The 18,498-nt window shown below is 44.5% G+C and carries 14 protein-coding genes and 1 pseudogene; 2 read left to right on the top strand and 13 right to left on the bottom strand.

Going from position 1 to position 18,498, the window contains the following annotated elements:
• Positions 1 to 210: 210 nt before the first annotated feature.
• From aceF to pdhR, 3 genes are all read right to left on the bottom strand, one after another.
• On the bottom strand, positions 211 to 2,103 hold the full coding sequence (aceF, locus tag CTT31_RS03645; protein WP_260492002.1) for a pyruvate dehydrogenase complex dihydrolipoyllysine-residue acetyltransferase: 1,893 nt from the start codon (positions 2,101 to 2,103) through the stop codon (positions 211 to 213).
• A gap of 11 nt (positions 2,104 to 2,114) precedes the next feature.
• Positions 2,115 to 4,781, bottom strand: a complete 2,667-nt coding sequence (aceE, locus tag CTT31_RS03640; RefSeq protein WP_211859309.1) for a pyruvate dehydrogenase (acetyl-transferring), homodimeric type — start codon at positions 4,779 to 4,781, stop codon at positions 2,115 to 2,117.
• Positions 4,782 to 4,851: 70 nt separating this feature from the next.
• The gene (pdhR, locus tag CTT31_RS03635) at positions 4,852 to 5,601 is read right to left on the bottom strand and encodes a pyruvate dehydrogenase complex transcriptional repressor PdhR (protein ID WP_260492001.1); all 750 of its coding nucleotides are present in this window, start codon (positions 5,599 to 5,601) and stop codon (positions 4,852 to 4,854) included.
• 236 nt (positions 5,602 to 5,837) lie between these two features.
• On the opposite strand from pdhR, the gene CTT31_RS03630 reads away from it, so the two are divergent.
• Positions 5,838 to 5,981 (top strand): hypothetical protein, encoded by a 144-nt coding sequence (locus CTT31_RS03630; protein ID WP_260492000.1) that lies wholly within the window; start codon positions 5,838 to 5,840, stop codon positions 5,979 to 5,981.
• 174 nt (positions 5,982 to 6,155) lie between these two features.
• Here the strand turns inward: CTT31_RS03630 and CTT31_RS03625 are convergent, their stop codons facing one another.
• Positions 6,156 to 6,908, bottom strand: coding sequence for a substrate-binding periplasmic protein (locus tag CTT31_RS03625; protein WP_260491999.1), 753 nt, complete (start codon positions 6,906 to 6,908; stop codon positions 6,156 to 6,158).
• 229 nt (positions 6,909 to 7,137) lie between these two features.
• Here CTT31_RS03625 and CTT31_RS03620 point away from each other — a divergent pair, with 229 nt between their 5' ends.
• Positions 7,138 to 8,256, top strand: coding sequence for a DUF1570 domain-containing protein (locus CTT31_RS03620; protein WP_260491998.1), 1,119 nt, complete (start codon positions 7,138 to 7,140; stop codon positions 8,254 to 8,256).
• 783 nt (positions 8,257 to 9,039) lie between these two features.
• Here CTT31_RS03620 and CTT31_RS03615 read toward each other — a convergent pair.
• The 9 genes and pseudogenes from CTT31_RS03615 to serB all read right to left on the bottom strand — a co-directional run bounded on the left by CTT31_RS03615 (position 9,040) and on the right by serB (position 18,497).
• A complete protein-coding gene (locus tag CTT31_RS03615; protein WP_260491997.1) occupies positions 9,040 to 9,300 on the bottom strand; it encodes a hypothetical protein in 261 nt (86 codons plus the stop codon).
• 56 nt (positions 9,301 to 9,356) lie between these two features.
• Positions 9,357 to 9,776, bottom strand: a complete 420-nt coding sequence (locus tag CTT31_RS03610) for a tetratricopeptide repeat protein (protein WP_010370315.1) — start codon at positions 9,774 to 9,776, stop codon at positions 9,357 to 9,359.
• Complete coding sequence (locus CTT31_RS03605; protein WP_260491996.1) at positions 9,773 to 10,198, bottom strand: hypothetical protein; 426 nt, start codon at positions 10,196 to 10,198, stop codon at positions 9,773 to 9,775. The genes CTT31_RS03610 and CTT31_RS03605 overlap by 4 nt, the downstream gene beginning before the upstream one ends.
• Complete coding sequence (locus tag CTT31_RS03600; protein ID WP_211859303.1) at positions 10,195 to 10,860, bottom strand: GH-E family nuclease; 666 nt, start codon at positions 10,858 to 10,860, stop codon at positions 10,195 to 10,197. The genes CTT31_RS03605 and CTT31_RS03600 overlap by 4 nt, the downstream gene beginning before the upstream one ends.
• Before the next feature lie 428 nt (positions 10,861 to 11,288).
• Positions 11,289 to 11,750 (bottom strand): SMI1/KNR4 family protein, encoded by a 462-nt coding sequence (locus CTT31_RS03595; RefSeq protein ID WP_236596569.1) that lies wholly within the window; start codon positions 11,748 to 11,750, stop codon positions 11,289 to 11,291.
• A gap of 13 nt (positions 11,751 to 11,763) precedes the next feature.
• Positions 11,764 to 12,561, bottom strand: a complete 798-nt coding sequence (locus tag CTT31_RS23605; RefSeq protein WP_370649641.1) for an HNH endonuclease — start codon at positions 12,559 to 12,561, stop codon at positions 11,764 to 11,766.
• A gap of 1,911 nt (positions 12,562 to 14,472) precedes the next feature.
• Positions 14,473 to 15,375, bottom strand: a pseudogene (locus CTT31_RS23530) (contractile injection system protein, VgrG/Pvc8 family); the annotation flags it as partial.
• A 77-nt stretch (positions 15,376 to 15,452) separates the two neighbouring features.
• The gene (locus CTT31_RS03585) at positions 15,453 to 15,611 is read right to left on the bottom strand and encodes a hypothetical protein (protein ID WP_211859302.1); all 159 of its coding nucleotides are present in this window, start codon (positions 15,609 to 15,611) and stop codon (positions 15,453 to 15,455) included.
• A 1,872-nt stretch (positions 15,612 to 17,483) separates the two neighbouring features.
• Positions 17,484 to 18,497, bottom strand: coding sequence for a phosphoserine phosphatase SerB (gene serB, locus CTT31_RS03580; protein ID WP_260491994.1), 1,014 nt, complete (start codon positions 18,495 to 18,497; stop codon positions 17,484 to 17,486).
• Between the last annotated feature and the right edge of the window lies 1 nt (position 18,498).

The raw sequence follows: 18,498 nt of genomic DNA, 5'->3' as shown, positions 1-18,498 counted from the left end.
TTATTACCTTAACTGTTATTTGAACGGGTTTACTCGTCGAGAGTAGCCGACCCAAAGTGCCTGCCAAACACCCGATTCGGGGCACAGGGCAGAGAGAGTTATTATTGCTCGAAAGTGTATCATTCACACTCTCTATTGTCCCGCCTAATTATCAAGCGGAACAACAAAATACAAGAAAACCGCATCACCTAAGTCATGCGGTTTCTATTCTTACATTACTAGCTGGCGAATATCGCTTAGGTAGTTTGCAAGTGTCACAGTAAAGCGAGCTGCAAGCGCGCCGTCAATGACACGATGGTCGTATGAACAGCTTAGCGGCACCATTAGGCGCGGCTCGAACTCTTTACCATTCCATTTCGGTTTGAAGTCTGACTTAGAAACACCAAGAATCGCAACTTCAGGAGCATTAACGATTGGCGTAAACGCCGTACCGCCGATACCGCCTAGGCTTGAGATAGTGAAACAGCCGCCCTGCATATCAGCAGACGTCAGTTTACCATCACGTGCTTTCTTAGAAATTTCCATCAACTCGCGTGATATCTCAATGATGCCTTTCTTATTCACGTCGCGAACAACAGGAACCACTAGACCATTTGGTGTATCAACCGCGATACCGATGTGAACATATTTCTTCAAGATTAAGCTCTCACCATCTTCAGATAGTGAAGAGTTAAACGTTGGGAACTCTTCAAGTGCTTTTGCAGCCGCTTTCATCACGAATACTAATGGTGTGATCTTCACACCCATTTTCTTCTTCTCAGCTAGCACGTTCTGTTCTTTACGGAACGCTTCAAGCTCTGTGATATCTGCTTCGTCAAACTGCGTAACATGTGGGATTTGTACCCAGTTACGATGAAGGTTTGCACCCGATAGCTTATTGATGCGAGAAAGTTTCTTCTCTTCTATTTCACCAAACTTGCTGAAATCTACTTTTGGCCAAGGAATAAGACCAAGCTCACCGCCGCCAGTGTTGCCACCTTTTGCGATTTGACCAGACTCAACTTGCTTAACCAGCTCTTTCACGTAGTTTTGTACGTCTTCTTTTAGTACACGGTTCTTACGACCTGTACCTTTAACGCGAGCTAGGTTAACCCCAAACTCACGCGCTAAACGACGTACCACAGGTGAGGCGTGGGCATATTGATCATTGGCCACAAAGTCATCTTTTTGTGCAGAGGCTTTTGGTGCTTCAGATTTTGCTGCTGGAGCCGCAGATTGAGCTGGTTTTGCTTCAGTTTTAGCTGCTGCCTGAGGTGCAGGTGCCGCGCCTTTCACTTCGAATACGAAGATTAAAGAACCCGTTGATACTTTGTCGCCAGCATTGACTTTGATCTCTTTAATCGTACCCGCAAACGGAGCTGGTACTTCCATTGAGGCTTTGTCGCCTTCAACCGTGATAAGAGATTGCTCTTCTTCAACGCTGTCGCCAACAGCAACCATGATTTCAGTGACTTCAACTTCGTCGCCACCGATATCTGGTACATGCACTTCTTTTTCAGCCGATGCAGCAGGTGCTTGCTCTTCTGCTGGCGCTTCTGCAGCTTCAGTCGTCGCAGGCGCATCATCGCTACCTGCCACTTCGAAGATGAAGATCAATGAACCGGTTGACACTTTGTCACCCGCGTTGATTTTCACTTCTTTAATAGTACCTGCAAATGGTGCTGGTACTTCCATTGAGGCTTTGTCGCCTTCAACCGTGATAAGCGATTGCTCTTCTTCAACAACATCACCCGCAGCTACTAAGATTTCAGTTACTTCAACTTCATCGCCACCAATATCTGGTACGTGAACTTCTTTCACTTCTGTCTTGCCAGAGGCGCTTGCTTCTGGCTTAGCTTCTTCTGCTGGTTGCTCTGCCGGTGCTTCTTCACCTGCCGCTTCAAAGATCATAATCAAAGAGCCAGTCGATACTTTATCGCCTTCCGCTATTTTGATTTCTTTAACTGTACCCGCCACAGAGGCAGGTACTTCCATTGATGCTTTGTCGCCTTCAACAGTGATAAGCGATTGCTCTTCTGCAACCGTGTCACCTACGCTTACTAGGATCTCGGTTACTTCAACCTCATCGGCACCAATATCTGGAACATGAATTTCGATTGCCATCACTCGTCCTCTTATGCGTAAAGTGGGTTAGTTTTGGTGGTGTCGATATCAAATTTCTTGATAGCGTCAGTCACTACTGATTTTTCAACTTTGCCTTGCTTAACTAGCTCGCCGAGTGCAGCAACTACCACGTAACCGGCATTTACTTCAAAGTGACGACGTAGGTTTTCACGGCTGTCTGAACGACCGTAACCGTCTGTGCCAAGTACTTTGTAAGATGCGCTCGGCATAAATGCACGTACTTGATCAGCATAGTTTTTCATATAATCCGTAGCAGCGATTGCTGGCGCATCACCAAGTACGCTGGTGATATAAGCCACTTTTTGCTCTGCTTCTGGGTTAAGCATGTTGAAACGCTCTGCATCTTGACCGTCACGAGCAAGCTCGTTAAATGACGTTACAGAGAATACGTCTGAACCGATACCGTAGTCGTCGCTTAGGATCTGCGCCGCTTTACGTACTTCGTTCAGGATAGTACCCGAGCCCATTAGCTGAACCTGTGCTTTGTCGCCAGTGTAGCTTTCAAGCTTGTAAATACCCTTACGAATACCTTCCTCAGCGCCCTCAGGCATTGCTGGCATATGGTAGTTTTCGTTCATTAGCGTTAGGTAGTAGAACACGTTCTCTTGCTCTGGACCGTACATACGACGAATACCATCTTGCAGAATAACCGCTACTTCAAATGCAAACGTTGGGTCGTAAGAAATACAGTTAGGCACTGTACCTGCTTGAATGTGTGAGTGACCGTCTTCGTGCTGTAGACCTTCACCATTTAGCGTTGTACGACCAGCGGTTGCCCCTAATAGGAAGCCACGCGCTTGTTGGTCGCCCGCCATCCACGCCATATCACCTACACGTTGGAAACCAAACATTGAGTAGTAGATATAGAACGGGATCATTGGTAGGTCGTTCGTGCTGTATGACGTTGCCGCTGCAACCCATGAAGACATCGCGCCTAGCTCATTGATACCTTCTTGTAGTACCTGACCTGACGTTGCTTCTTTGTAGTAAGAAACGATATCGCGGTCTTCTGGGCTGTAGTTTTGGCCGTGCGGGTTGTAAATACCGATTTGACGGAATAAACCTTCCATACCAAAGGTACGCGCTTCATCAGCAATAATTGGAACAATGCTCTTGCCAACATTCTTGTCTTTTAACAAGATATTAAGCGCACGAACGTATGCCATTGTGGTTGAGATATCACGCTTTTGTTCTTCTAGAAGCGGTTTAAATGCATCTAGCTCAGGTAGCGTAAGCGTTTCTGTGAAGTTAGGTAGGCGCTTAGGTGTATAACCGTGAAGCGCGTTACGGCGAGCATGTAGATATTCGTGCTCTTTTGATCCTTCTTCTAGCGTCAAGTAAGGTAGATCTTGTAATTGCTCATCAGATACCAAGTCATCTAAACCTAGACGTGAACGTAGGTGCGCTACGTGTGTCATGTCCATTTTCTTAACTTGGTGAGCAATGTTTTTACCTTCAGCCGCAGCGCCCATGCCGTAACCTTTAACGGTTTTAGCTAAGATCACAGTCGGACGACCTTTGGTGTCTTGTGCCGCTTTAAATGCAGCAAATAGCTTCGATGGCTCATGACCACCGCGCTTCAACGCGAAGATTTCGTCGTCAGTCATATCAGCAACAAGTGCTGCTGTTTCTGGGTAACGACCGAAGAAGTGCTCACGTACGAAGGCACCATCTTTTGCTTTGTAAGTTTGATAATCACCGTCAACTGTTTCATTCATCAGTTGCAGCAATTTACCCGTAGTATCTTTGGCAAGTAGCTTATCCCAACCAGAACCCCAAACGACTTTGATCACGTTCCAACCAGCACCTTTAAATAGGCCTTCTAGTTCTTGGATGATCTTACCGTTACCCATTACTGGGCCGTCAAGACGCTGTAGGTTACAGTTGATTAGGTAGCATAGGTTGTCTAGTTTTTCACGGGCAGCGAAAGAAATCGCACCACGTGATTCTGGCTCGTCCATTTCACCATCACCAAGGAAGGCGTAAACGCGTTGCTCAGACGTATCTTTTAGACCACGGCCATCTAGGTATTTAAGGAAACGCGCTTGGTAGATAGACGCGATTGGACCTAGACCCATAGAAACCGTTGGGAACTGCCAGAATTCAGGCATTAACTTAGGGTGTGGGTATGAAGAAATACCGTTACCGTCTACTTCCTGACGGAAGTTATCTAGCTGCTCAGCGCTTAGGCGGCCTTCAACAAATGCACGAGCATAAATGCCCGGAGAGATGTGACCTTGGTAATACACTAAGTCACCACCGTCTTTCTCATTTGGTGCACGGAAGAAGTGGTTGAAACACATTTCATAGAATGCAGCTGACGACTGGTAAGAGGCCATATGCCCGCCCAGCTCGAGATCTTTCTTCGAAGCACGAAGTACGATCATAATAGCATTCCAACGGATGATAGAGCGAATACGACGCTCAAGGTTCACATCCCCTGGATACGCAGGTTCTTGATCTGCTGGGATAGTGTTGACATAGTTAGTCGTAGTGCCTGTTGGCATATCTACGCCATCAAGACGCGCTTGCTCTAATACTTGCTCTAACAAGAACTGAGCGCGCTCTACGCCTTCTTCTTTTACTACCGACTCAAGCGCCTGTAACCATTCTTGGGTTTCTAGCGCGTCTACGTCAATTTTATTGACTTCAGACATATGGAGTGTTCCTTATGTTTAAAATACGAATTTATTCTATTTGTGCCAATTCTTACTGAATCAAGTCCGATTACTGCTGTTTTGTTCTACGCAGTGAACGTTCTATTCGCGAACGCTCTTTACCGGCTTCTAATAACGCTTCTTCGATAAAGGCTAAGTGGGCGTTACTAGCAAGTCTTGCTTGTTCAGGGTTACCATTGATCACCGCATCTAATAACAACTTTCTGTGCTCACCGAGCTGCTCACTCACGTCTGATTTTTGCACCAAGACCGTTAAGTTTTGCAACACGTTTTGCTCAAGCAATGACTGCATCCCTTTTACAAGATGAAGCAGGACGACGTTATGTGACGCTTCTGCAACGGCAAAGTGAAAAGCATTAATTGCCCTTGCCTTTTGCATCAGGTCATCACCTATCTCTGCAATATTGTCAAAGCTTTGTTGTACCTTTGCAAAGTCATTCTCTGTGCCCCTGAGTGCCGCGTAGTAGGCGGCGATGCCTTCTAATGCATGACGAAACTCAAGTAAATCAAACTGAGATTCTGGATGCTTACTGATCAAGTCGAATAACGGATCAGTCAGCCCTTCTTCTAGCTGATTTTTAACATACGTGCCACCACCTTGACGACGGGTAACAAGCCCCTTGACTTCCAATTTCTGGATAGCCTCACGAAGTGATGGACGCGACACTTCAAATTGCTTAGCTAGTTCACGTTCAGGCGGCAACTTTGCGCCGGGTAATAACGAGCCCTCGAGGATCATATTCTCAAGCTGTTCTAGTATTACGTCGGATAATTTTGCTGCTTTAATCTTTAAAGACATTGAAATAACGCCAATTTTTATGATGTGACCTAGCCAGACTGCTGACTTATTTTAATCAATTTGGTAAGAATTAACTTCATAGGTAAATTGGTCATACCAAATTTGCACAATACGTTATCAAAATCCATGACAACTGTCAAAATTCAGCCCAATTCAATAATTAGCTGAGTGTAAAAACAACAGTTGGCGTGCATAAACTTTAACCAAGAATCGGGCAAATTTAAAAGGCGATTTAAATGGTCAGACCAGATGGGCATATACCATTTAACGCTAAATCAAGCTGCTGGAAAGGCGGTTTGGATAAGGCAAGTCTTAATCTAAAGCAGCCAATGACGATTCAAGATAGTCTTTACGATTGTTGGCTGCAAAGCATGCTCTAAAATCCCACTGAATACACTATTAGGCTTTACGTGTAATAACATTCTTTATGCTTTATAACCGTCAAAATAGCCAACAGGCTATGAAAAACATTAAAAACAAATTTGGATTCTAACTTATGAATGATTTCGCAACGGATCAGGACATTATTTGGTTTTAGCAAAACCAAAAAGCAATCAATCGGTAAACACACGAGAGCAGCGAGCACGATACTGAGCAACATAGTCTTCATCCGCCCATAGTTTTTTTAGCCCTTCGTTATACAACTCAGCATATTCACTATGATGCTTATTGATAAGCAAATAGCCTTTTTGGATAAAAGCAGGGATCGCTTGCGCAGCTAATAACTCCGCGTCCTCAGCTGGCAGTTCCTGCTGATAGGACTTCGCCGATTTTTCGTCCATAATCATAATATCTGCACGGTTTCGTAGGATCAGTGCCACATTTTTACTGGTATACGTGGCATATGAAGTTTTGATTTCAAGCGTCTCTATCGCCTCTAGCAGAGAAGGCGGATAAGTTAACCCTTGATTGAGCAACAATCTAAATGGCTTGAGATCTGTGTAACTCGTATAGGTAAACGCTAAATCTCGATGATGATAAAAGCGTGCTGTTTCTTCAGTGAGTGGGTATTGAGTGTAAATATAGTCTTTGCTCCTTTGCTCACTGTAATACCAATAAGCACTACCAATGTAAGCCGCCTTCATTCCCTCTTGATAGGCGCGTTCCCAAGGCATAAATAAAAATCGGACTTTGATATCAGAGAGCGCAAAGACATCTCGGATCACAGCAGCCACACAGCCTTGATCTTGTTTCGCTTGATCTAAGTACGGCGGCCATTGCCCCGTCGTAATATTCACCTGAGTATCAAGTGCGCTCGCACTCCCGCCCACACAACACAGTAAAATCAACGGCCAAACTACTTTCATCTGTATGCTCTGTTATTTTTTCAAAAAGTATAGGCAACGAATTAGATTATGGGTACATTGTTGTAGAAAAAAGAATGGCAAATAATGCAAACGATACGCTATGACACACTAAAGTAGATGTTATTTAATGCGATGGAAATAAGTCGATAATCAAATTACCCATTGTCAAGTTTACCGATAATCGAGTATAACCAGAGTCTCTGGGCATGTATTAAACAAGGATATCACTTTGGCTTGGCGAGTCTTTGTCCTACTACTTATCATCACACTGATATTGTTTGCGCTTTATTTTATCTATCCAAGTGCAGCAGCAAACTCGATGCGGTCTATCAAACCTTTATTGACGGAATTAGGCATACAGCTAGACACCCATACCGAAAAACGTTTAAGTCAGCCAGGCACTACTCCTCACCTAACGGTTGCACCACCAGAAGTAACGAAACAACAGCTACCTGAAGTACCAGAAAAAGCCTTTCATAATCTAAACGGGCACAGTGATATTGTTAATATGTTCAGCGGTATCTCAACACCTACCTGCGGGGCACTAAAGCGCGAAGTATTTTCCTTGCAAACGCAATTCAACAACATGGAAAATTTTAAGCTTAATCTAACGGGTGAACCCGTGAGCCCTTATGTTGAGTATCAGGCGCAGCAAGCCCTCAACGTGGTGTATATGATGTTTAAGCACTTTTTTAACCAGTTAGCACACAAAAAAGCCTTATCTCCCATCCAGTTGAACATGCATATTGCCGCCAATGACGCTGAGTACAATGAGCTAATCCTCTCTCGCGATGCAGAGCCTGCTGGCACCTTGGGCATGTACTTCTTGTTTCAAAACCAAGGCTTTATCAATGGCGGTCGCACTGAAGAAGAAACGCTAAGAACGCTCATTCATGAGTCCGTGCACGCCCTAGTTTTTTACTATTTCGGCGTAACCCCTCGATGGGTAACGGAAGGCTTAGCCGAGTATTTTGAGCACCTAAGAATTACCGAAACAGGTCAATTTTCAGTTTACCTCTCTGACGAAGATTGGTTAACGAAAGAAGGGATTTTGAAATCGCGCTTTGCCAAGCTTGATATTAACACCCTATTCAATAGCGAAAATCAGTGGCAAACCATGCAAAGTACCACCTTATATGCCAATAGTTACCTGTTTACCGGATTTATGGTCGAGCACAACAGCAACGCTTTTTTCGAATATTTACGACAAGAAAGCAGCAACCCGTGCAATATTGTACCTGCACAAAACATCGAGCTACTCTTTCGTAATTTTAATGAAAACGTCGAATCACAATTTGAGGGATGGCGTAACACACCTCGCCAAATTCAACGTGGCGCATGGCAATAACTCTTCCTATGAGGGTATAGCAATTAAGCTGTTTGTAACAATGACAAAAAAACTATCAGCATAGCCTCCTAATTAGCATTGCAGATAGTTTTGTAGGGAGGCGGTTCACCCGCCGAGAAGTGTGCTTTTCGGGTAGTCGTAGCCCACGGATAGGCGTCGAAACCTGTCAGGAGGACGGGCTGAATTCACGATAAATTTCGAGAAATCAGCCGTTAGCAAAATAAACCTCCATGTTTAATATCAAAGCGCATCCATGCGCTCCTCGTTCATTCTTTTTAAACGACGAAAAAGAACGAACCAAGAAAACGTCGCCCCAGCATCACACTCAATCCTCAAATCCTAAGCCGATATAGTGCAACCGTCTTGTAAGGCACGTCCCTGTACCAGACAAGACTTGGCCGACATCCTGTCGGCACATTGCATATCGACTTATGCTTTTCGGGTGTGATGAAGGGGGAATAAAGTTGCTTGTGGAATTTCCACTTTCTCAGTAGCAATAGAGTAGTTTATAAGATCAAAAGCGGCTCCAGCCTCACAGTGTAAATAGCGTTGTGGGAGGCGGTTTACCCGCCGAGAAGTTATGCTTTTCGGGTAGTCGTAGCCCATGAATGGGCTTCGAAACCTGTCAGAAGGACAGGCTGACTTCACGATAAATTTCGAGCAATCAGCCGTTAGCAAAATAAACCTCCATGTTTATTATCAAAACGCACCCATGCGCTCCTCGTTTATTTTTTTAAACGACGCGATCGAGCGAACCGAGAAAACGTCGCCCCGGCATCACACTCAATCCTCAAATCCTAAGCAGATATAGTGCAACCGTCTTGTAAGGGTGAGGTTGCCAGAGCCACTGCCTTTTACTGTGATATTACCTTGGCTTTGAATGAGTTGACTTCCCGCCGGCGCGGTGATGGTAAAGTTGTTGTCTGCTTTGAGCTTTATATCACTTTGGATAACACTGCGATGGCTGCGACCCGCCTTAAGGGTGATATTTTGTGTGGCACTTAAGCCAAGGCTCTTTAATTTTGTGGTAAATATATCGAACAAAATATTGCACGATGTATATGCTAACTGTCATGTGCTGTCCTTTGCGTAGAACTGGTTTATAACTTGATTTCAGACTTTAAAAAGTCGTAATAAAAAAGCCCATCCTCTCCATGGTCTTCAAAAATTTCTTTTCCAGCTAACATATAGGCCTTAAGTAAAGCATTTTTACTGCGCTCTTTATCACCTAACTGATAATGACACTGGCCAGCTCTAAAGTGAATAAATGGGTTGTCAAGTGCTTCAGGGTAGTTTAATGCATCCAGCATTGAATCTAGGGATTGTTGATATTCATCAAGCATATAATAACTATCCCCAATAGATACTTTAAGCCAAACGGCTTGCTCCCACTCTTCATCTGGATCAGCGAGCAAATCGAAGGCTTTTTTCCAAAGTGTCATTGCGCCTTGAAAATCTTCTTCATCAAAAAGGTCATTGCCTTGCTCGCAATACTCTTCTATCTGGTCATGTACATTCATTGGTTATACTCATTAAAGAAGGTTTTGTATTTCTTAGGTTGTTCTACAAAGCATCTACCCCGTGAAATAGAATTGGCTTTAGCAAACCATTCATATGCTTGTTTAAAGTTACCCATTTCAAATAATATCATTCCTTTTATGAAGCTTGGGCTATCATCATATGAAATGCAAAAGTCTGAATTTAAGTACTCATCAATTAGTGCTTCGGCCTCAGTAAGCTTCTCGATCGTAATAAAGTGTTCACAAGCAGAAGTAATAATAATTAATGATTCTGACCACTGACTCTTCGGTGAAGGGATTAATTCGATAGCTTCTTGCATTGCAACAAATGACTCATCTATTTTTCCTCTGTCTCTAAACTCCAGAGAACGATTAAATTTTTCATTAATCTCATCACTTAATCTTTCATCTAATTCTTTCATTTTTTCAACTTATTAATTGGGGATAAATAGGTTTCTTTTAACTTAGCTCCCGCTGAACGGTTTAGGCTGTAATGGTCCAATGTATAGTTATTTGGGTCAAGCATCCACTTCCTAACTTCTTTCGACTTTGCGCCATATTGCCTACCTTTCGTATTCCACCACCTTACTGCATCTGTCGGGTCATGTGCCATGTCTGCTTGCGACAGCGGGTGCCAATTTCCTTTGCTGTCTTTAAACTGGGTTTTACCGAATTTATCTCTTATCTTACCTTCTTTACGCATCCTAGCAATGACCTCTTTACCAGTGCGAGATGTTTTACTTGGTGTTTTTCCAAGGTATTTCAAGCGGTTCGATATCTTACGAGCTTTCTTAGTTTTTGTATTATTTGAACTATTGTTTTTAGCCCCCGGCAGCTCATTTCCTTTTGGCGGCTCCAACTCATCAGCTTTGGCTTTGGTGGGCTTATCGGTAACGCCTCGAATTGGTGATTGGCCTTGATATTCATCCAGTGCTTTATTAACTCGCTGTCCGATTTCTTGGGCGGCTTGTTGCATATGCTGGTCGATTTTGGGGGTGACGTCGTCTAGGCGCTTTACCGTGGCTTGCATGCCTTCGATGGCGGCGTCTGGAAGCAGTAGGTCGTAGTGCCAACTGCTAGACATTTCATCGAGTGAATCGCGCAGGCCTTTGACGATGTTTTTAACTTCCGTGGCGGATTGTTTTCCTAGGTCTTGCCAGTTGATGTCTCTTAGGTATTTAACTGGGTCGCCTTTACCGAGCTTGCGTAAAACGGCAAGCGCAGCAGAGAGAGACTCTCCGGTATTTTTTAAGATGACTTTGTCTATTGACCTCTATTTAGCCGATTCTGAATATTGACATTTTGGTGCTCAGACTGGTTGAGCAACTCAGTTTACCCACAGTTTGGCTAGAATTTTCAGGCAGTTTTGCCATGCGATGCACACATCGTATCGTTCGGCACTATGCCACCTAGCCTATGTCCACAAAACAGCTAAGGGTGTAAAACAAGTCAACACCCTTGGGTAAGCCTAGAAGCACGTATGGAGGATATATCCAGATTCAGATTAGGTTACTAAGCTCTCAAATTATTGAGAAGTTCATTTATATCTCTTGAAACATATATAAAAGCTTCTGGTGAATCAGGATCTTCTTCCACATTCACGAAGATTATAGGTGGATTTGAATGATCAATATTAAAATTATAGGCAAAAAAGTTGCCAGTACCTCCGGCATCAGCAATAGGAAAGATATTCGGATATAAATCTTTCCATTTATTAAATTTTTCCAGAGCACTATATAGCATGTGTTCAGAGGAACAATTTTCTAAAACGTGAAATAACGGTCCAAACGGTACGGGTGCTAAGTCACCTGATTCAATTACCTCTTTAGATGGTACTAACCCCTGCTTGTCAACTATAAAAGATTTGTAATCAGCAGGTAGTATAAAACCTATAATGGCCTCTATGGTTGAAATCTCATTGCTCGAGATATCTTGCAAAGGAGGATCTACATACTCTTCCCAAATTATATTCACTTTTTGCTCCTTGTTACTTTTTATAGCCTCCACCCCAAATAGACATTCCTCCAGTATGGGGCACGAAAGCGTCGTGTTCTATTTGATTGACTAACTGCATTCTACCTGTATCTTGATGGTGATGCCAAGTTAATCCTGCTGGTGGCTTTTTGGGGGCAGGGTCTTTTAAGAAATGTTTTAATTGAATATTTGTTAGCCCCATCTCTTCAGCTAAACTTGGGTTTTTCTGTAGTGAACTCCTCAGCCTTTCATTTGCATATTGAAAGTGTGAAGCAGCATCTTTATTACCTAAAAGGTTATTGGGTACATGTGTATCGAATTTGCTGTTAAAGATAGGAAATCCATATTTATCTCTCGCTAAAGTAATGCCATTCCTGGTTTCTATCTGGCCAGCTTTTTTAGAAAGAATAATTGTTTTTTCTTTCCCAGCGTTTATGCCAAACTGTATTATTGCTTTTCCACTATCTGATACTTTAACTTTACGTTCTAAGTCGTTCAGCTTTTCCATGGATTGCGGATCTATAGTGGTTGTGCCTTCAAAACTATTTTTTACCCCCGGTAACTCATTCCCTTTTGGCGGCTCCAATTCATCGGCTTTGGCTTTGGTGGGCTTGTCGGTAACGCCTCGAATTGGTGATTGGCCTTGATATTCATCCAGTGCTTTATTGACTCGCTGTCCGATTTCTTGGGCGGCTTGTTGCATATGCTGGTCGATTTTGGGGGTGACGTCGTCTAGGCGTTTTACCGTGGCTTGCATGCCTTCGATGGCAGCGTCTGGGAGTAGTAGGTCGTAGTGCCAACTGGTAGACATGTCATCGAGTGAATCGCGCAGGCCTTTGACGATGTTTTTAACTTCCGTAGCGGATTGTTTTCCTAGGTCTTGCCAGTTGATGTTTCTTAGGTATTTAACTGGGTCGCCTTTACCGAGCTTGCGTAAAACGGCAAGCGCAGCAGAGAGCGATTCTCCAGTATTTTTTAAGATAACCTTGCCCACGCCTTTGACTGCTGAGCCCACTACTGGCACTAAACCAATGCCGGTCAAGGTAAAGGCAAGCCAAGCGTCGGTGTCGTTGGCTTCATCATCGTCGGTCAGTAACATGACATTGGCAATGATATCTCGTAAATCCATGACTTGGTCGATAATCGGTATCATGGAAATCAAGGTACCTACCACGATTTGTGACGTGGAGGGGTTTTGATTAAAGTCGCCTTGCAGTGTGCCCCATAACCAATCACCTGCTTGGGTTGCAATGCCGTTGGCTTCTATCAGTGGTGCAGTATTGCCGCTGCGTACCATTTCAGCGGCTCGCGCTGGAGTGATTTGTCCATACAGTGGGTTTTTAGGGCGATTATCTTCTGGCAGGTAATCGCGTTTATCCTCACCATATTGCACGGTATATTGACCTGGCGGTGCATTCTCAATTTTTGCTTTACCGCTGTCATCTAAGTTACCAGTCAGCGCTGTGCCGTTTGCAAATCGAATGGTATAAGGTGCGCCCATAATTGGGCTGCCATCTTGATAGGTATAAGACAACTCAATGGTACTGCTCGCCATGGTAGCGATGCCATCGGCGGCAAGTGAGAGTCGAGCATTCTCAGACAGCGCTTGAATTTGCGGTACACTCGGCATCGTGGCGCTTTGTTTGCTGCCAATATCTTGCTCCATGCTGCCGTCAAACACAGTCATGGCTTTGCCTTTTAAGGTCAGTAACTTATCTGCAAAGAGGTTGACGTTACCACTTGAGTCAATACTGATTTCACTGCCGCCATTGGCAAGAGTGAGGTTGCCAGAGCCACTGCCTTTAATCGTGATATTGCCTTGGCTTTGAATGATTTGACTTCCCGCCGGGGCGGTGATGGTAAGGTTGTTGTCTGCCTTGAGGTTGATATCACTTTGGATAACACTGCGATGGCTGCGACCCGCCTTAAGGGTCAAATCTTGTTTGGCGCTGACGTCAATTTGGTTGGCGGTGACGTCTAGGTTGGTTGCTGCATCGGCAATGACTGACTTTTTACTCTCCAGTGCCAGTTGTTGTTTGGCGCTGGCAATAAAGGTTTTATTGGTGAGTAGTCGAATTGCGCTTTTAACACTGCCAAGTTGTATGTCTTTGGCTGCAAAAATATTCATCGCGCCAAGTTGCGCAAGCCAGTGGATATAAGGCTGCTTTTTATCACCATGTAACACCAAGTGCTGGTTGCCCGCTAGGGTTTGCAACACAATATGCGGGGTATTTGGGGTGTCATCAAACATCAATAGGTTTTGGCCGCGAGAGCACAACACGTTTTGGGCGTTATTGGCGCTAGTAACAACAGATGGTTGGGTGTCATTAAGGGCAAACCCTAACAAGTAACTTTGGTCTGGGTCGTTGTTCATACAACCGATGAGCACATTACTGTCTGGCAGCAGTGGAAAGTGTAACCCTGTCGGTTGCTTTTGACCACGACAGGCATATTGTGTGAGGCGCTTTACTGATTCAGTCACCTGACTATCAAAATGTACTTGCGTGGCATATTGCCCTTGGGTATCTAAGTGAGGATTGGTTTTTGACCCCGACAGCGAGCGCACTGTGGCGGTAAACACCATCGGTTTTGGGCTATGCTCTGGGGGCGCGATACGTATTGGCTCACCCCGTGGTACACACACCGACTCGCTATGGTGAGCAACTTGGTTTGGGTCATTAGCGCTGCCTTGTTTATACACCTGTTTACTGCGGATACAAGTATAATCGCCACCTTTCGCTGTGCCCAATTTACCATTTAACGAAAACGAATAACCGGCATTGGCTTCGGCTACGTTCCCTACCAGCGTGACTTCATTTTTACCTTGTTGATAGGCAAGCTCGAGATTGCCAGTGCGCTCAAATTGCTCAGCGGGATTTTGTGCAGCAGGCTCAAAATAGCTACGCTGGGCCGAGCTGACCGAAGTTGGCGGATGGGCATTCATATGCACTTGTGAGCCACCCATTTTAAAACGATGGCGGCTTTGGCACTGCGTAAACCCAACAAAGTCGGTTTCATGTTCGTGCACCAGGCCATCTTTATCCGTTACCGACAACAAGCCTCGTTCAATATAGGGGCTTGCAAGATTCCCCTCTGCAATCACTATCGACTCAATAAAATCATGGCATTCAAACCAATAGATTAAGCCGTACTTTGCCAAGAGTCGGGTGAAAAAGGTGTAGTCGTTTTCTAGCGCTTGTACGCACTGCGGTAGCGTGGGTAAATCTTTAGTGACTCGCCATTTTATCCGGTCTTGTGAATAGCCGGCTTTTTGTATCAGCTTATTGAGAACAGACTGGACATTGGCTTGTACAAAGATTTGGCTTTTTTCTGTTTGCTTAAGTAACTCAAGGCGAGGCTTTAAAATCACCTCTGCACCACAGGTGTGCTCAGACACAAAACCAGATTGGATATCAAACAAAGTCCCAGTGAAATACGTTGATATTGCATCTGGTGACTCAATTTCAAACGTGAGCATGTTGCCGACAAGTAACTCATCAGCAAGGTCAAATTGGGATTCTAGGTTCGCTTTGAGTAAAAAGCCGCTATTGATACAGGTCGTGAGTTCAAAATCGACGACATGTACAGGATGGTTAGTACCATACACCACAATCCTTGTTTGCATTTTTTATGTCCACTGTTGTTGGTTAAAGCCGTTCCACCAATACGCAGTACGACTTCCTAGTGTGCTGCGATTGGTTTTTATTTGCGCGCTATTGTTACATAAAAGGCAAGCATTTTTAACTCATTTTTTTTACTCAGCATTCGAATGCTTATCTTTTGATGTAACGGACTGTTTTTAAATCTCAAGCCAAATAAAACGGTGTCAGTTTGCCCTCCTTGGCGGATATCAAAGCGCATCCATGCGCTCCTCGTTCATTCTTTTTAAACGACGAAAAAGAACGAACCAAGAAAACGTCGCCCCAACATCACACTTAATCCTCAAATCCTAAGCCGATATAGTACAACCGTCTTGTAAGGCACATCCATGATGCCAGACAAGACTTGGCCGACATCCTGTCGGCACATTGCATATCGACTGATGCTTTTCGGGTGTGATGGAGGGGGAATAAGTTGTCTGTTAGCTGTCCACAAAGCCATCAGAAACATAGTTGCTTGCAAGCACCACAAGAATTTATCAGCGCCTTGTATCTCCCTCATCACACCCGAAAGTAAATTGCCAATGCGTCATTTCAACGCATGGATGCGTGAAAAGCGGTGACAGGGCCAAGGATGGCCCTTACACCGCGGTGACGTTCATATTGGCAATTTACTTGAGGAGTCAGTGTGATGTTGGGAGTGCCTTTTCTTTTGCTTACTTGTTCTTTGGGCATCAAAGAAAAGTATGTCGTAGCCCATGGATGGGCGTCGAAACCAGTCAGGAGGACGGGCTGACTTTACGGTAAATTTAGAGCTACCAGCCGTTAGCAACATAAACCTCCATGTTTAATATCAAAGCGCATCCATGCGCTCCTCGTTCATTCTTTTTAAACGACGAAAAAGAACGAACCAAGAAAACGTCGCCCCAGCATCACACTCAATCCTCAAACCCTAAGCCGATATAGTGCAACCGCCTTGTAAGGCACATCCCTGTGCCAGACAAGGCTTGGCCGACATCCTGTCGGCACATTGCATATCGACTTATGCTTTTCGGGTGTGATGGAGGGGGAAATAAGTTGTCTGTTAGCTGTCCACAAAGCCATCAGAAACATAGTTGCTTGCAAGCACCACAAAAACGATCGGTGTGAACTCCTAATTAACAGTCTAAATAGTTTTGTGGGAGGTGATTCACTCGCCGAACAGTTATATTTTCTGGTGTGGTATTGGCCGTGTGCACTAGTTTTTCTCTCAAAAGCAGCTAATTTTCCTGCAAGCACCAAACAAAACTATCAGCGCCTTGTGTCTCCCTCATCACACCCGAAAGTAAATTGCCAATGCGTCATTTCAACGCATGGATGCGTGAAAAGCGGTGACAGGGCCAAGGATGGCCCTTTCACAGCGGTGACGTTCATATTGGTAATTTACTTGAGGAGTCAGTGTGATGTTGGGAGTGCCCTTTCTTTTGCTACCTTTTCTTTGGGCAAGCAAAGAAAAGATAGTCGTAGCCCATAGATGGGCGTCGAAACCAGTCAGGAGGACGGGCTGACTTTACGGTAAATTTAGAGCTACCAGCCGTTAGCAACATAAACCTCCATGTTTAATATCAAAGCGCATCCATGCGCTCCTCGTTCATTCTTTTTAAACGACGCGATCGAGCGAACCAAGAAAACGTCGCCCCAGCATCACACTCAATCCTCAAACCCTAAGCCGATATAGTGCAACCGTCTTGTAAGGCACGTCCCTATGCCAGACAAGACTTGGCCGACATCCTGTCGGCACATTGCATATCGACTTATGCTTTTCGGGTGTGATGGAGGGGGAATAAGTTGCTTGTGAGATCGTCTACGACTTCATCAATAAAGCTGTTTGCAAGGGTTACAAAAATTATCAGCATAGTCTCCTAACTCACAGTCTAAATAGTTTTGTGGGAGGTGGTTCACCCGCCGAGAAGTTATGTTTTTCGGGTGAAGAAGAAGTGCCTTTTCTTTTGCGCAACGATTCTTTGGGCATCAAAGAAAAGTAAGTCGTAGCCCATGGATGGGCGTCGAAATACGTCAGGAAGACGAGCTGACTTAATTCATAGTCTCGAGTGATTGGAGAAATCACCCTCCATGGTACGTCTCATAGCACATATTATTTCGGCACACCTAGCAAATATAACAGTTGTAACAAAGATCCTTCACAAATAGCCGCGTCGGCACTTTCTACCACTTTTGGCTTACCATGGATTGCCACACCTAGCTGGGCGTTTGCCATCATCACTAAGTCATTTGCGCCATCACCAATGGCAACGGTTTGAGTCATTGGGATCGCATACTGGGTTGCAAGTTGACCTAGCACTTCCGCCTTTTTGTCGGCATCTACGATATCACCTAGCACTTTGCCGGTAAGCTGCGCGTTTTCCACCTCTAGGGTATTGGCAAATACAGCGTCTAGTTGGAGTGGCTCAATCAATGATTCTGCAAACCATGTAAAGCCACCCGAGGCGATGGCAAGATGCCAGTGATGCTGTTTGAGCGCCTGACACAACAATTCTATGCCGGGCATTAGCGGTAAGTTTTCCTTTAATGATTGAATTTGTGATAACGGTACGCCAGAGAGTGACGCGACGCGGCGGTGTAGACTTTCAGAAAAAGAGAGTGCCCCCGCCATCGCCTGTGCGGTGATAGAAGCCACTTCATCATATCGGCCGGCCAATCGAGCAATTTCGTCAATACATTCAATTTGAATTGCGGTGGAGTCCATATCCATCACAAGTAGCCCCGGTTCTTCTAAAGTAGGTGCTTGTGTTATCACCGCGCCTTGTGCATTAATGCTTTTTGCAAAACCTCTTACTTCAGCCTTGCTCGGCAAATGCGACGCATTAAAACGGATACCCAATGCAACTGGGAGCTGTTCATGAGGTTGATATGCCGTAAAATAAGTTTGCTCGATAGCAAATGTTCGAAGAAATTTCTCAACTTCCAGAAGGTGTTGCAATTGTATATTTTGGCCAAAAAAGCATATTGATTGAGTTGTCGTCTCAGGTAATTGATTTACTTGTGTGAGGCTTGTGTTACCTTGGCAACTATACCAATGAGCCAGCGCCATATGTTCCTGAATTGGTGTGTTTAGTTCACGATTAGCGAATTGAATGATTGACGACATA

It is taken from the genome of Pseudoalteromonas maricaloris, assembly GCF_024746855.1.
Lineage (GTDB): Bacteria > Pseudomonadota > Gammaproteobacteria > Enterobacterales > Alteromonadaceae > Pseudoalteromonas > Pseudoalteromonas maricaloris.
The sequence above is the reverse complement of the archived record's forward strand: the minus strand, read 5'-3'. Positions and strand labels throughout refer to the sequence as shown.

Excerpts from the sequence above, each read along its gene's own strand:
- aceF (WP_260492002.1), bottom strand. The coding sequence starts at position 2,103 with ATGGCAATCGAAATTCATGTTCCAGATATTGGTGCCGATGAGGTTGAA.
- aceE (WP_211859309.1), bottom strand. The coding sequence starts at position 4,781 with ATGTCTGAAGTCAATAAAATTGACGTAGACGCGCTAGAAACCCAAGAA.
- pdhR (WP_260492001.1), bottom strand. The coding sequence starts at position 5,601 with ATGTCTTTAAAGATTAAAGCAGCAAAATTATCCGACGTAATACTAGAA.
- CTT31_RS03630 (WP_260492000.1), top strand. The coding sequence starts at position 5,838 with ATGGTCAGACCAGATGGGCATATACCATTTAACGCTAAATCAAGCTGC.
- CTT31_RS03625 (WP_260491999.1), bottom strand. The coding sequence starts at position 6,908 with ATGAAAGTAGTTTGGCCGTTGATTTTACTGTGTTGTGTGGGCGGGAGT.
- CTT31_RS03610 (WP_010370315.1), bottom strand. The coding sequence starts at position 9,776 with ATGAATGTACATGACCAGATAGAAGAGTATTGCGAGCAAGGCAATGAC.
- CTT31_RS03605 (WP_260491996.1), bottom strand. The coding sequence starts at position 10,198 with ATGAAAGAATTAGATGAAAGATTAAGTGATGAGATTAATGAAAAATTT.
- CTT31_RS03600 (WP_211859303.1), bottom strand. The coding sequence starts at position 10,860 with ATGTCTAGCAGTTGGCACTACGACCTACTGCTTCCAGACGCCGCCATC.
- CTT31_RS23605 (WP_370649641.1), bottom strand. The coding sequence starts at position 12,561 with ATGTCTACCAGTTGGCACTACGACCTACTACTCCCAGACGCTGCCATC.
- CTT31_RS03585 (WP_211859302.1), bottom strand. The coding sequence starts at position 15,611 with ATGCGCTTTGATATCCGCCAAGGAGGGCAAACTGACACCGTTTTATTT.
- serB (WP_260491994.1), bottom strand. The coding sequence starts at position 18,497 with ATGTCGTCAATCATTCAATTCGCTAATCGTGAACTAAACACACCAATT.